The sequence below is a fragment of the Morganella morganii genome (genome assembly GCF_019242955.1).
In the GTDB taxonomy this organism is placed as follows: domain Bacteria; phylum Pseudomonadota; class Gammaproteobacteria; order Enterobacterales; family Enterobacteriaceae; genus Morganella; species Morganella sibonii.
The window spans coordinates 2,065,607-2,079,715 of record NZ_CP066129.1 but is presented as its reverse complement, the minus strand read 5'-3'; the positions used below and the strand labels follow the sequence as shown (position 1 = coordinate 2,079,715).

The 14,109-nt window shown below is 52.0% G+C and carries 14 protein-coding genes; 7 read left to right on the top strand and 7 right to left on the bottom strand.

All coding sequences use genetic code 11. The features are described from left to right. Positions 1–37: 37 nt before the first annotated feature. From JC793_RS09585 to JC793_RS09575, 3 genes are read right to left on the bottom strand one after another with little or no spacing between them, the layout of a single operon-like run. The gene (locus tag JC793_RS09585) at positions 38–1,141 is read right to left on the bottom strand and encodes a hypothetical protein (RefSeq protein ID WP_218426066.1); all 1,104 of its coding nucleotides are present in this window, start codon (positions 1,139–1,141) and stop codon (positions 38–40) included. A 17-nt stretch (positions 1,142–1,158) separates the two neighbouring features. Then, a complete protein-coding gene (locus JC793_RS09580) occupies positions 1,159–2,316 on the bottom strand; it encodes an ABC transporter substrate-binding protein (protein ID WP_218426065.1) in 1,158 nt (385 codons plus the stop codon). A 13-nt stretch (positions 2,317–2,329) separates the two neighbouring features. After that, on the bottom strand, positions 2,330–4,483 hold the full coding sequence (locus JC793_RS09575; RefSeq protein WP_218426064.1) for a TonB-dependent siderophore receptor: 2,154 nt from the start codon (positions 4,481–4,483) through the stop codon (positions 2,330–2,332). A gap of 162 nt (positions 4,484–4,645) precedes the next feature. Between JC793_RS09575 and JC793_RS09570 the strand changes: the two genes are divergently transcribed. Continuing rightward, positions 4,646–5,251 (top strand): rhomboid family intramembrane serine protease, encoded by a 606-nt coding sequence (locus tag JC793_RS09570; protein ID WP_218426063.1) that lies wholly within the window; start codon positions 4,646–4,648, stop codon positions 5,249–5,251. A 33-nt stretch (positions 5,252–5,284) separates the two neighbouring features. Here JC793_RS09570 and JC793_RS09565 read toward each other — a convergent pair whose 3' ends face one another. Further along, a complete protein-coding gene (locus JC793_RS09565; protein WP_166707793.1) occupies positions 5,285–5,746 on the bottom strand; it encodes a YehS family protein in 462 nt (153 codons plus the stop codon). 140 nt (positions 5,747–5,886) lie between these two features. Between JC793_RS09565 and JC793_RS09560 the strand changes: the two genes are divergently transcribed. Further along, positions 5,887–7,284: an amidohydrolase gene (locus JC793_RS09560; protein WP_054424882.1), complete on the top strand. Its 1,398-nt coding sequence runs from the start codon at positions 5,887–5,889 to the stop codon at positions 7,282–7,284. Further along, positions 7,281–8,111: an HAD family hydrolase gene (locus JC793_RS09555; protein ID WP_218426062.1), complete on the top strand. Its 831-nt coding sequence runs from the start codon at positions 7,281–7,283 to the stop codon at positions 8,109–8,111. Before JC793_RS09560 ends, JC793_RS09555 begins: the two co-directional genes overlap by 4 nt. Before the next feature lie 46 nt (positions 8,112–8,157). On the opposite strand, the gene JC793_RS09550 is transcribed toward JC793_RS09555, so the two are convergent. From JC793_RS09550 to JC793_RS09540, 3 genes are all read right to left on the bottom strand, one after another. Next, entirely contained in the window at positions 8,158–8,472 is a 315-nt protein-coding gene (locus tag JC793_RS09550) for a DMT family transporter (protein WP_218426061.1), read from the bottom strand. After that, complete coding sequence (locus tag JC793_RS09545) at positions 8,472–9,143, bottom strand: glutathione S-transferase family protein (RefSeq protein WP_218426060.1); 672 nt, start codon at positions 9,141–9,143, stop codon at positions 8,472–8,474. Before JC793_RS09545 ends, JC793_RS09550 begins: the two co-directional genes overlap by 1 nt. A gap of 90 nt (positions 9,144–9,233) precedes the next feature. Next, positions 9,234–9,677 (bottom strand): MarR family winged helix-turn-helix transcriptional regulator, encoded by a 444-nt coding sequence (locus tag JC793_RS09540; protein ID WP_218426059.1) that lies wholly within the window; start codon positions 9,675–9,677, stop codon positions 9,234–9,236. A 168-nt stretch (positions 9,678–9,845) separates the two neighbouring features. Between JC793_RS09540 and JC793_RS09535 the strand changes: the two genes are divergently transcribed. The 4 genes from JC793_RS09535 to JC793_RS09520 all read left to right on the top strand — a co-directional run bounded on the left by JC793_RS09535 (position 9,846) and on the right by JC793_RS09520 (position 14,083). Beyond that, the gene (locus tag JC793_RS09535; protein WP_052927833.1) at positions 9,846–10,775 is read left to right on the top strand and encodes a Dyp-type peroxidase; all 930 of its coding nucleotides are present in this window, start codon (positions 9,846–9,848) and stop codon (positions 10,773–10,775) included. Positions 10,776–10,907: 132 nt separating this feature from the next. Beyond that, the gene (gene yegD / locus JC793_RS09530; protein ID WP_218428310.1) at positions 10,908–12,260 is read left to right on the top strand and encodes a molecular chaperone; all 1,353 of its coding nucleotides are present in this window, start codon (positions 10,908–10,910) and stop codon (positions 12,258–12,260) included. A gap of 37 nt (positions 12,261–12,297) precedes the next feature. Then, entirely contained in the window at positions 12,298–12,894 is a 597-nt protein-coding gene (locus tag JC793_RS09525; protein ID WP_218428308.1) for a TetR/AcrR family transcriptional regulator, read from the top strand. A gap of 73 nt (positions 12,895–12,967) precedes the next feature. Then, positions 12,968–14,083 carry an alkene reductase gene (locus JC793_RS09520; protein WP_052927832.1) on the top strand — a complete coding sequence of 372 codons (1,116 nt, stop codon included), beginning with the start codon at positions 12,968–12,970 and terminating at the stop codon, positions 14,081–14,083. Positions 14,084–14,109: the final 26 nt, after the last annotated feature.

The window sequence follows — 14,109 nt, the reverse complement described above, 5'->3', positions numbered from 1 at the left end:
TAAATAGTCTGACTTTCCTTAAACCCGCGTTAAGCCGTTATTTTTCGTTAAGCTGAATTAAGCCTGGTGCTATCCATGCGGTGCGCCCGCCGACCGTGGCACTGCGGTGCAGTGCGGTGTGGCTGAGACAAAATGCACTGATACCGGCAAATTCCTGCGAATACCAGGCACCGCCGCGCATAAGTGCCCGCTCTCCGTAATTACGCAGATAGATTTGATCACTTCGCGGCCTTTCTTCGTATGGGGCGAGCCCGTTCAGTTGCAGCAGATGCGGCGCGGGCAGATTATCCGTAGTTTCCATGCTGAAAAACGGGCCGTCGAGCAATCCCGGCGGGTAGCTGTTATCTCCGGGATCGCCGTTATAACAGGTAATATTGCCGGACAGCAGTGATGTGCCGCCGTTACCGGTCAGACAGGCGGACGGCGAATCATATTTTGCTGTTCCGTGAATTCCCGGCTCACAATATTGTCCGCTCTGCATATTCACTGACTGCCATAACAGCGGCGCATCTGCCGGTAATACGCTGATATCATTATCCCGCACAAGCTGAATTTCGCCTGCCATCAGGCGGACGCCGGTCTGCCATTCCCACAGGTTTCCGCAAAGGTCGCTGATCCCGGTCAGTTGCTGATTATGATACCAGTCCGGATGAGGAGAACCGGTCAGTGTATTAGCTTCTCCGCTGAGATCACCGGCGGGTTTACCGTCAATCCGTACCGCACGTTGTTCCGGGTGACGCAGACTGCGGCCATAATCGGTATTACCGTCCGGAATAACATTCTGCTGATCAATACAATGCATCAGTGCTGCCCATTCCGCATTACTGCTGAGATGAAATCCCGGTCCGGTTTGCTGTGCCAGCAGGCGGAATTCCGGCAAATTCAGATGGCAGGCCGGTGCTTTTCCGGGCTGACTGATAAGCTCGCCGTCATGCAGGCTGCCCGGGTAGCAGGCGTAGAAAAAGGCATCAATTATCTGTCCGTTCACACAAAATGCCGGATGCGGAGCCGAAAGGTCATCGCGGTAAATCTGATACATAAAATTCGGCTGGCCTTTGGCGGAATAAATGACTGTCCGCCGCCCCTGACTCTCTTTCTCTGTTTTGGCCCGCAGTGCATCGGGTGAAAAAATCATTGTCATCAATATTATCCTTATCGTTATGATTCAGGGTGCAGTGATACCCAGTAACCCGGCTGCCACGGCACCGGCAGAAACTGCCGGTAAAAGGCGCGGAATACCGCATCAGCATCAATATCTGCAAACAATACCGGATGCAGCCAGGTTGCGAATTTCAGTACTGCAATAAAGCCGAAAGGGCTGTCGTAGAAAGCGTGCCAGATGGCATAACATTCCCGCTGTTGTACTGCGTCCAGGGTTTTGAAAGCAGGGCGCTGCATCAGGATCGCAAGCTGTTTTTCCGCCACAGCAAGATCAGCCCCGGGGCCAAGTCCCACCCAGTCACCGCCGGGGTTATAGCTCTGCCATTGTCCGCCGGTGACAATCACCTTTTCCGGGCGGGTATGAATGATAGTTTCCTGGTTGAGCGTCCCGTAGGTACCGTGAATATATTCAGCACCGATATTCTTCCCGCCCGCACAGGTCAGAAATTCAGCCAGATTGCCGTTGCCGTAGGCATAACAGCATTCCGCGCTGAATCCGGCCGCGCGCTCCAGTAAAACCGGTACCGGCCGGTAAGGTGCTGCGGCCAGACGGGAGGTTACGACGGAAAGGTGTGAGTGAATAAAGGCGATTATCTCAGCAGCTCTGTCCGGAACGCCAAGGATCCCGCCCATAATGGCGATACTGCGTGGTGTGTTTTTCAGCGGGCTGATGCTCATATCCAGCACAGCAATCTGTATACCGGCACGTTCCAGGAGTGCCGTGATCCCGCCTGTTTCCATTGCGGAAAATGTGCCGGTAGTGACAAAAATAATGTCAGGATGCAGATCAACAATGGTTTCACTGTTTGCCTGTGCCCCGGCCAGAGGAGAAAGATGCGGCAGGGCAGCAAGTGCCGGAAATGCCCGGCAGTATTGCTGATAACTCAGTTCGTCCGCATGGCGGAATGCAGCAGGAATGGCCGCCAATTTTTCCGTCAGTTGTTTTCCTGCCAGTGAGGCATAAAGAAACATCAGAGAGGCATCCGCCACATAGATCCGCTGCGGTACAACAGAGCAGTCGATCCGGCGACCGCGGATATCGGTAATAACCTGTTGTTCTGTTTTTCCCGGCGCGGCGGATAATCCGCCCGGCAGTGCCGCCAGGGCAGAAAATACCAGGCCGTGTTTCAGCAGACATCGTTTCAGCTGATCCATAGTATCTCCGGCCTCAGAAGAAATAATTGAGAGTGGCAACAACCGTGCGGTCATTACCGATACTGCAATAGGTTGAACTGGTGCAGCCCGCCACATAAGACGTATTGGTGATATTGCTGATGGTCACACCCAGCTCCATTCCGCTCAGCTGCGGTGTCAGCGCATCCATCTGGTAGCGCAGGCTGAGATCACCCAGCCAGACGGCCGGTACGGTAAAGCTGTTGGTGTTATCCCCCTGAGTCGCACCGAGATAGCGGACACCGGCGCCGATCAGCGCACCGTCAAGATAGCGGCCGTGAAAACGGTAATCCGCCCAGAGTGAACCGCTGTGACGCGGGACCTGAACAGGGCGTTTGTTCAGTACGGAGCTGTCATCCGATTCGGTGATCACATTATCGGTAAAGGCATAACCGAGCATAATATTAAGTGACGGTGTCACGGCCATACGGCTTTCGAATTCAAGACCGCGTGAGCGGACTTTGCCGGTCTGATTATAGTAATCCGGGTTTTTCGGGTTATGAGTGGTGACATTTTTTTGGGTCAGTTCATACACCGCGAGACTTGCCATGATATCGCCGTTATCACTGAGGTATTTTATCCCGGCTTCTGTCTGGTCAGATTCTGTCGGCACAAATGGATTGCCGTCCGCATCGGTTCCCAATACCGGGTCAAAGCTGTCGGAGATGCTTATCCAGGGAGAGAAACCACTGTCGAAAGTGTAAGTCAGCCCCGCGCGGTGACTGTAAGCCGAGGTATCACTTTTTTCTGTTGTCCCGCTGAGGCGATTTGTGGTTTTCAGTGAGGAATCATCATAACGGCCGCTTAAAATCAGGCTCCATTGCTGCCAGCGTAAATGATCCTGCACATAAACGCCGTAGCGCCGGTAAGTTTGTCCGGTGGACGTGGATGATGTCATCTGCGGCGTAAACTGCGGGCGGTAGTCAGCACTGTAAGGATCAAATGTCACCGTTTGAGAGCCTGACCAGTCTTTGTCGAGTTTTCCGGTCTGAAGATCAAAACCGGTCAGAATTTCATGAGATACAGGGCCGGTGACAGCTTTGTAAATCAGCTGATTATCCGCCGCCAGGGTCCGGGCGCGGGACGGGGAATCCTGATACACCGCCGTCAGCAGGCGGTTATCCTGCACAAATCCGCGGGTAAAATCACGGCGGACACGGGATTTCACATCGGCATAACGGAGATTTTGTTTCAGCGTCAGCGAATCTGAAACCTGCCAGTTAACCAGTGACGTGACGGATTGCTGTGTGCGCCCCGATTTTTCATGATCCGGATTACTGTAGTTACGGTGTCTGTCCAAAGAGCCATACGAATTAGGCTGCAGACCGAGTGCGGCGGCAGGAAGGGTGTTGTAGTAACCGGTATAAGGATCATGCTGATAGACACCGGCCACTGTCCAGTTCAGGTTATTCAGAGGACGCCAGGTGACTGAGGGGGCTATCAGATAGCGGGACTGTTTTGTATTTTCAATCTGTGAACCGGAAGAGGCCGCTGAACCGGTCATCCGGTAAAGCCAGGTTTCTTCCTCATTCAGTGCACCGGTGCTGTCAAACCGCAGTGCATTGTTATCATAATTGCCGCTCTGAAACTGAATCTGATGAGATTCCTCCGCCTGCGGCAGCCGGGATTGCATATTGATCACGCCGCCGGCACCGCCCTGACCATACAACGCAGATGAGGGGCCGTGAACGGCCTCAACACTTTCGAGCAGCCAGGAATCCACCTGAGCGCCCCAAATCCCGCTGTTACCCGCAACCCGCAGGCCGTCGAGATAATAATCCGCGTCAAAGCCGCGCATTTTGGAAAAATCAATACTGTTACCGAAACCCCCGAATTTTTCACTGGTCACCCCGGCGCTGTAGCGCAGCGCTTTACTGAGGGATTCACCCGGCAGGGTATCAAGCTGATCACGGCGGATCACTGATACAAACTGCGGTGTTTCAGCCAGTAAGGCAGAGCCTTTTGTGGCCGCAGACTGACGGAGAGCACCATAACCGCGCGGTTCATAATGTTCATCATCCGCCGCCGTGACATAGACAACGTCTTCCGCTTCAGCATAAACAACCGGAACAGACAGAAATGAGACAGAGAAAACAGACGTAATAACAGATTGAATAACAACAGGGTAAGAACTCAGTAATCGGCGCATAGAGATTTTCTCAGTTGATCGGAACAGCTGAAGCATATACATCGACCGACCCTCAGTCAATAATGATGGTAATTATTTTCATTTGCATTTAAAAATTCAGGATGGAAGCGGCGGGAAATTTCGCTATAGTGGGGCGGATTCCATCACCCAACGGATCGGGAAATGACAAACAATACATTGAATAACACAGAACAGACCGCACAAAGCGGTATCAAAATCTATCTGAGGAACGGACTGTATTTCGTGCTGTTTTTAATCGCCGTACAGTTGCTGACTACCCTGACCGGTGGCGGCTTAACCGCGCTGGGCATTGAACCGCGTACCGTCAACGGGCTGTTCGGTATTTTCTTCGCACCCTTTATTCACAGCAGCTGGGGGCATTTGTTCAGCAATCTGCCGCCGCTGGTTATCCTCAGTGTGTTACTGATGATCCCGTCGGTGAAACATTATATTAAGGCATCTCTGTTTATTATTATCGTCGGCGGGTTGCTGGTCTGGTTATTCGGCCGGACGGCGGTGCATGTGGGTGCGAGCGGCTGGATCTTCGGGTTGTGGGCGCTGCTGATTTATCAGGGAATTTTCCGCCGTAAACCGCTGGATATTATTATCGGTATTGTGGTGCTGATTTATTACGGGGGCATGATCAGCGGACTGTTTCCGGGACAGCAGTTTGTCTCTGTTGAATCCCATCTGAGCGGCGCGGTGGCAGGTGTTTTATTCGGCTGGCTGCAATACCGTAAACGGAAACAGACAGCCGCACGGACATAAATGCGGAGAAACTCCGCATTTATTCACGGGTCATCAGCCGCGCAGGCGGGATGTTAATCCTTTCAGGAAATAACGCAGCAGCTGATCACCGCAGTCGCGGTAATTTTTATGATCCGGGTTACGGAACAGGGCGCTGATTTCCGGTTTTGAGACCCGGAAGTCGGCACGCCGGAAAATATCTTCCATATCCGTATCCTTCAGTTCAAATGCAACGCGCATTTTTTTCAGGATAATATTATTGGTCAGGCGGGCATCCACCGCCGGTGCCGGGCGGCTTTCATCTTTGCCGCGGCGGAAAATAATCAGTCCGTTAAGAAAATGGCCGGTCACGTTATCATCACAAATCTGATAATCCGCATCGTCTTCTTTTTTCAGCCAGTCGCTCATCTGCGCTTTGGTGACAGTTAATCCGGCAAGTCCGGTGATTTCGGCCATTTTTGCATCACTCAGATCCAGCATATAGCGGACACTGCGCAGAACATAGTTATTCAGCATAAACAGGGGGTATCCATGGAGGGAATTATAAACCCTGCAATACTAGTGATTATCCGCCCGCATTTCAATGAAATCCGCCGGTTGGTAGTGGATTAATGCCGGTGATATAGTAGATCTTTCCGTTCAGCTATGAGGTTACTATGTCACTGTCCCGCACGTTTACCGCCACACTGCTTGCTGCTGCCTGTTCTGCTTATGCCGCCGGCCCGGCCGATTTAATGATAACGGACGGCACTGTGCTGACCATGAATCCGGATAATACGGTTTATGAGCACGGCACCGTGGTGGTCAGTGACGGCAAAATTGTGGCTGTCGGCGGACCGGAACTGACAACGAAGTATCAGGCAAAAAAAGTGCTGGATGTGAACGGCGATATCGTCATGCCGGGGCTGATAAATACCCATACTCACGGTTCCATGACGGTTTTCCGTTCCCTCGGGGATGATGTGCCGGATCGCCTGCACCGCTATATTTTCCCGCTGGAAAACAAGCTGGTGTCCCGTGAGATGGTACGCACCGGTGCCAATCTTGCCAATATCGAAATGATTAAAGGCGGTGTGACTACCTACGCCGATATGTATTATTTCGAGGATGAAGTGGCCAAAACCGTGGATAAAGCGGGTTTACGCGCCGTACTGGGTGAAACAATTATTAATTTCCCTGTCGCGGATGCACAGACACCGGAAGAAGGGATTGCCTATGCCGTGCGCTTTATCAAAGAATATAAAGATCATCCGCGTATCACACCGGCGTTTGCCCCGCATGCCCCGTATACCAACACCACTGAAAACTTACAGAAAATCGCAGCGTTGTCCGAAGAGCTGAATGTGCCGGTGATGATCCATCTGGCAGAAACTGATCGCGAAAAAGAAGAGATCGCCAAACGCACCGGCGGAAAAAGCCCGGTGCAGTATATGGCAGATATCGGCGTGCTGAATAAGCGCCTGCTGGCAGCGCATGTCATTATGGCGGATGATAATGACCTGAATTTGCTGAAAAAATATGATGTCGGGGTGGCTCACAATATCAGTGCAAATACCAAATCGGCCAAAGGCGTGGCACCGGTCACGCAGATGCTGGAAAAAGGTATCCGTACCGGTCTCGGCACTGACGGACCGATGTCCTCTAATACACTGACGACCATGAATGAACTCAACCTGGTCGGTAAAATTCATAAACTGGAAACTCAAAACCGGGCGGCCATGCCGCCGCTGACCGTGGTTGAAATGGCGACCATGGGATCAGCAAGGGCTCTCCATATGGATGATAAAATCGGATCACTGGAAACCGGAAAACTGGCGGATATCATCGTGGTCGATACCAAAGCCCCGAATATGGTACCGGTATACAGCCCGTATGCCGCCCTGGTTTACGGCGCAAACGGTGCCAATGTCCGCCATACCATTGTCGACGGCGTGATCCTGATGGAAGACCGGCAGTTACTGACTGTCAATGAAAATGAGATTATTCAGGATGCACAGCGTTTTGCGGAGAAAGTCCGTGAAACTGTGCGCGCTTCAGGGGAAGAGGTGAAATGACAAAAAAACTTAAATGTGCGCTGATTTATGATTTTGACGGCACTCTGGCGGAAGGTGATTGTCCGGAGCACGGTCTGATGCCCGCGCTGGGTATCAGTGATACTCAGGCATTCTGGCGGGAAGTGAAGCGGTTTGCCAAAGCGGATGATGGTGACGAAATTCTGTCCTATATGGGGTTACTGGCTGCGAAAGCCAATATCCGGCAGTCATCTGAATTGAGTGCTGAGAATCTGAAGAAACACGGCAAAACCATTCCGCTGTTTCCCGGCGTTACCGAATGGTTCAGCCGTATCAATGCCTGGGCGCATGAACAGGGACTGGACCCGGAACACTATATTTTATCCAGCGGGCTGGACGGCATGATCCGCGGCACCGCTATCGGCCATGAATTCCGGGATATTTTTGCCTGCAAATATCACTATTCCGCGGACGGAAAAACAGCGTTATGGCCGGCGCAGGCCATCAATTACACCACCAAAACCCAGTTTTTATTCCGGATAAACAAAGGAATACATAACTCCTGGGATAACGTTGCGGTAAATCAGTTTATCGAGCAGGAAGAGCGCGAAGTACAGTTCCGTCATATGATCTATTTCGGTGATGGTGATACCGATATCCCGGCCATGAAAATGGTGCGTTATCAGGGCGGTTTCTCGCTGGCGGTGTTTGACCAGAAGAAATGGGGCAATCCGGAGACACAACAGAAAGTCGGCAAGCTGATTGCGGAGGAGCGGGCAAACTATGTGGTACCCGCAAACTACGAGGAAGGCAGCCAGCTGGATGTGACCGTGAAAGGGCTGTTACAGCTGTTCCGCCGTAAGCGCTGAGCACAACGTCTGCGGCCCGGTAAATCCGGCGCCGCAGGCAGTCAGCTTATTTAACCAGTTTCAGACCGATAACCCCGGTCACTGTCAGAGTGATAAAAAACAGCCGCTGCAGAGAAAACGGCTCTTTAAACCAGAGCACACCGGTCACACACAAACCAATAGCCCCGATGGCTGTCCAGAGAATATAGGTCGTACCAAGCGGCAGCGTTTTCAGTGCCTGTGCCAGCAGGAAAATACTGATCAGGGCAGAGGCAACCGCCAGCACGCTGGCCGTCAGTTTTGTCCAGCCATCGTTCAGCTTCAGCGAAATGCCCATCACAATCTCAAACAGTGACGCGGCAAGCAGATACACCCACACCATTACTGATTCCCTGCCGGTGCAATAAACGTGACGCTGTCACGTATCATATTCACATTAATCGCTTCTTTTACCGCCGGACGGGCAGATAACGCCGTCAGCCACGCCATCACGGCAGGGAAAGCAGACAGATCCAAATCCAGCTCATGCCAGGTACGTAACCAGGAAAATGCCGCCATATCGGCGATAGTGTAAGTATCACCGGCCAGATAAGGCGATATCTGCAATTGTTTCTCCACAACACCGAGCAGACGCAGTGTTTCTTTACGGTAACGTGCCAGTGCTTCTTCATTACGGGTTTTGGACCCGTGCAGGAACCACCACAACTGACCCATCATCGGGCCGATACCGCCAATCTGGAAATGCAGCCACTGCTGAACCTGACATTGTTCTTTCAGGGAATCAGGCTTAAACAGCGGATATTTATCAGATAGCCGGGTAAGAATAGCACCGGATTCAAACAGCGTGATACCCGCCGCGTGATCAACAATGGCGGGGATTTTTCCGTTCGGATTAATCGCCAGAAAGGCAGGCTGATGCTGTTCACCGGCAGATAAATCCACAAAACGCCGCTCAAACGGAATACCTGCTTCGTGCAGGAACAGGGCGACTTTCAGGCCGTTCGGGGTATCAGCGGTGTAAAACGTGATATCCGGTTTTTTTGATACAGTCATGGTGACTCCGTTTCAGATAAATACATAGTTGCAAATGCAATCGTTGTATTTGCAACTATAATCCTGTTTATCCGACAACACAAGCCGCTGTCATTCTGCTGACTGTGCTTTTCCGGCCACCGCAGTAAACAACGCCGTCATACGGGTAATATCATCTTCACTGAACTGACTGAGGAAATCCGCTTTGATCACCGCCTGATACACCACCCACATTTCTTTTCTCAGCGCTCTGCCTTTTTCTGTAATAGTGGCAAAAGCGGCACGCCGGTCACTGTCAGAGCGGGAGCGGGTAACCAGGTTTTCTTTCTCCAGCCGGTCAATCAGCCGGGTCAGGTTATAGCGTTCAATAGCCAGTACATCTGCCAGTTCATTCATCCGCCGCGTGCCGTTTTCACCGCTTTCCAGCCCCCACAGCACATCATACCAGGCATAAACCGGCAGCCCGGCCTGTGACAATGCAGTTTCAATGTTGCGGATCAGCAGCCGGTGAGCACGGACAAACGCAAACCAGGGATCGGGCAGATTCGGGGTCATAAGGGTTTTCCTGTTAAAAGACATGATTGCAAATGCAATTATACAGACGGAATCAATATGCGGAGAATATTTTTACCCGGTTACCGTCCGGAACCTGTTAATTGGTGTACCATAACATCAGATATTATTCAGAATATGAAATCAGAATAAGAAATGTACGGAGAAAGTATGAAATACCAAAATGTGACCGACACGCCCGGTGAGAATTCCTATTTCCTCGTTTTTAATCTGACAGATACCCCGCAAACCCGGGAAAAGGTGGTTACTCTGTGTAATAACCTGTCCGGTATTCTGCGCAGCATCCGTAACCGCTTTCCGAAACTGGAAGTCAGTTGTGTGATGGGCTTCGGGGCGGATGCCTGGCAAAAATTGTTTCCGGATGCGGGCAAACCCCGTGAACTGAATACCTTTGAAGCGATTAAAGGACCGCGCTTTACCGCCGTATCCACCCCCGGTGATATCTTCTTTCATATCCGCGCCCTGAATGTGTCCGCCTGTTACGAGCTGGGTTCCATCATCAGCCGTGCTCTGAGCGGTGCAGTGACCTGTGAGGATGAAGTTCACGGTTTCCGTTATATGGACGGACGCGCGATTATCGGCTTTGTCGACGGGACAGAAAACCCGGAATTTGAGGATGAACGCAAAGAATATGCGGTTATCGGCGACGAAGATCCGGGATTTGCCGGCGGCAGTTATGCGTTTGTTCAGAAATATATTCACGATATGGATGCATGGCAGAACCTGAGCACCGAAGACCAGGAAAAAGTTATCGGTCGTCATAAATTTAATGATGTCGAACTGACGGATGAGCAGAAAATCCCTGGCTCCCATAATGTGGTGACCAATATTCAGGACGAAGAGGGTAATGACCTGAAAATTGTCCGTGCCAATATGCCGTTCTCCAATCCGGCCAAAAATGAGCATGGTACCTATTTTATCGGCTATGCCCGCTATTTCGCCACCACCCGGCGGATGCTGGAAAATATGTTTGCCGGGAAAGAAACCGGTGCGACCGATGAATTACTGAAATTCAGTACTGCCGTGACCGGCACGCTGTTCTTTATTCCGTCTCCGGCCATGCTGGATGATGTTGAATAACTGACCTGATCCGGGGGATCACTCCCGGATCAGTTTTCCCGACTGATATTCCCGCGTTTTTTATTGGTATTTCCCCGTTGTCTGCGGTAAAGTTTCCGGCTTTTTTCCGGCATGGCAAACAGCGGAGGCATTATGTTTATTGGTTTTGATTACGGAACATCCAACTGCTCAGTGGCAGTAATGAAAGAGGGCACTCCGGTGTTATTACCACTGGAGGGGGATAATGTCTATATTCCGTCCACCCTGTGTGCACCGACACGCGAATCCGTATCTGAACACCTGTTCCGTCACCGTAATATTGCGCCGTCAGATAATACCGGCGAACAACTATTACGCCGTTCTGTTGCTTTTAACCGTGAGGAAGGGATTGAACTGGTGCCGGAAGATATTCTGTTCGGCCAGTCGGCGCTGGAACTCTATCTCAGTGATCCGCGTGATGTTTATTACGTCAAATCCCCGAAATCCTTTCTCGGTGCCTCCGGATTGCATGATGTGCAAATCAGTTTCTTTGAGGATCTGGTCTGCGCCATGATGGCGAATATTAAGTCTCAGGCTGAGCTGTCCACACAGCAAATGATCACAGAAACCGTGATCGGCAGACCGGTTAACTTCCACGGGCTGGGTGGTGAAAACGCGAATAAGCAGGCGGAAGCCATTCTTCTGCGGGCCGCAAAACGGGCCGGTTTTCAGGAGGTGACCTTTCAGTTTGAACCGGTGGCTGCCGGGCTGGAATATGAATCGGTGCTGAATAATGATCAGACGGTGCTGGTGGTCGATATCGGCGGCGGTACCACGGACTGTTCACTTATCCGCATGGGGCCGGGTTACCGGGGACAGGCAGATCGCACCGGCAGCCTGCTGGCACACAGCGGACAGCGGGTCGGCGGAAACGACCTTGATATTTATCTGGCCTTTAAACAACTGATGCCGCTGTTCGGCATGAAGAGCCGCGCAGCCTCCGGTATTGAAATGCCGCTGATGCAATTCTGGAACCCGATCGCCATTAATAACGTCGAAGCACAAAAAGAGTTCTATTCGCGTCAGAATCTCACGCTGTTACAGCAGCTGAAACGGGATGCGGCAGAACCGGAAAAACTGCAGCGTTTGCTGGACGTATATAACCAGAGCCTGGGTTACAGTATTGTCCGCCGGGCGGAAGAGGCGAAAATCGCGCTTTCCGCCTCACCGCAATACCGTGCGGCTATCCGCCTGCTCAGTGAAACACTGGAAACGGAGATCAGCGCGGCGGAGATGGAGGAATCCATCGCCTCTCCGAAAGATAAAATGATTTCCCTGGTGAATGATGCGGTACAACAGGGCGGTGCAACACCGGATGCTATTTTTATCACCGGCGGCTCAGGGCGTTCACCGGTATTATGCCGTGCCATTGAAGCTCAGTTGCCGGGAATTCCGGTTGTCAGAGGGAATGACTTCGGCTCGGTAACCGCCGGTCTGGCACGCTGGGGCGAAATTTGTTTTAAATAAACTTGCAACAGACCGGTCGGTCTATTAGAGTATCGCCATGAACAAACATACTGAACACGATACCCGCGAACATCTTCTGGCCACCGGCGAACGCCTGTGTCTTCAGCACGGCTTTACCGGCATGGGACTCAGCGAACTGCTGAAAACAGCCGGGGTGCCAAAGGGATCGTTTTATCATTATTTCCGCTCCAAGGAGTTATTCGGCGTTGTTATGCTGGAACGCTATTATGAAGATTACCTGGAGCGCCTGACCGGGCATTTTGAGCACGGGGCGGGGGATTACCGTGATCGGTTTCTCGCGTATTATGGTGATATTCTGAAAAATGCCTGTCAGCACAGTCATATTCAGGGCTGTCTGACGGTTAAATTATCTGCTGAAGTGTGTGATTTATCGGAAGATATGAATGCTGCAATGGATAAGGGCGTCAGTAAAGTGATCGCGCTGCTGGCGCAGAGCCTGGAAAACGGAAAGAAAGAGAAATCACTGACGTTTGAGCGGGATGCACAGCACACCGCACAGGTACTTTATTCACTGTGGCTGGGGGCAAATCTGCAGGCAAAAATTTCCCGCAGTACCGCGCCGCTGGAAAGTGCGCTGGCCCATGTTGAAACACTGATTACCGCGCCTGAGTAACTATTTTATATACGTCACGACAGGCGTTTTTATTTATCTGAACACTAGTCGACTGGTCTAATCCGGAGATATTATGTCACAACATCCATCGTCACAGAAAAAGCTGTTTACCCCGCTGAAAGTGGGGGCGTTTACCGCACCTAACCGCGTCTTTATGGCACCGCTGACCCGGCTGCGCAGTATCGAACCCGGTGATATTCCGACTCCGCTGATGGGCGAGTATTACCGCCAGCGTGCCGGTGCCGGGCTGATTATCTCGGAAGCCACCCAGATTTCCGCACAAGCCAAAGGCTATGCCGGTGCACCGGGGCTGCACAGCCCGGAACAGATTGCGGCCTGGAAAAAAATCACGGCAGGTGTGCATGAAGCCGGCGGCCATATTGCTGTCCAGTTATGGCATACCGGGCGGATTTCCCATAACAGTATCCAGCCGGGACAACAGGCACCGGTAGCACCATCTGCTATCAGCGCCGGTACCCGCACCTCACTGCGTGATGAGAATGGTCACGCTATCCGTGTCGATACTTCCATGCCGCGCGCACTGGAAACCAGTGAGATCCCGGGGATTGTGAATGATTTCCGTCAGGCGGTTGCCAATGCGCGCGAGGCCGGTTTTGACATGGCAGAACTGCATTCCGCTCACGGTTATCTGTTGCATCAGTTCTTATCACCGGATGCCAACCATCGTACCGATCAGTACGGCGGCAGCCGTGAAAACCGCGCCCGTCTGGTGCTGGAAGTCGTGGATGCGGTGTGTGCGGAATGGGGGCCGGAGCATATCGGTATCCGTGTGTCACCGATTGGTTCATTCCAGAATATGAGCAACGGCCCGGATGAAGAAGCAGATGCTCTGTATCTGATTGAAGAGCTGAATAAACGTAATATCGCCTATCTGCATATGTCTGAGCCGGACTGGGCAGGCGGCCAGCCGTACAGCGAAGATTTCCGCCGCAAGGTGCGTTCTCTGTTCCGTGGCGTGATCATCGGTGCCGGTGCTTATACTCCGGAAAAAGCCGAAGATCTGATTGAAAAAGGGTTGATTGATGCAGTGGCATTTGGCCGCGATTATATCGCCAATCCGGATCTGGCGGCACGTCTGGCGAAAAAAGTACCGCTGAACCCGCAGCGCCCGGAATCCTTCTACGGCGGTGGTGCCGAAGGCTATACCGATTACCCGTTTATGGCATAACAGATAATAACCCGGCAGCAAACCGC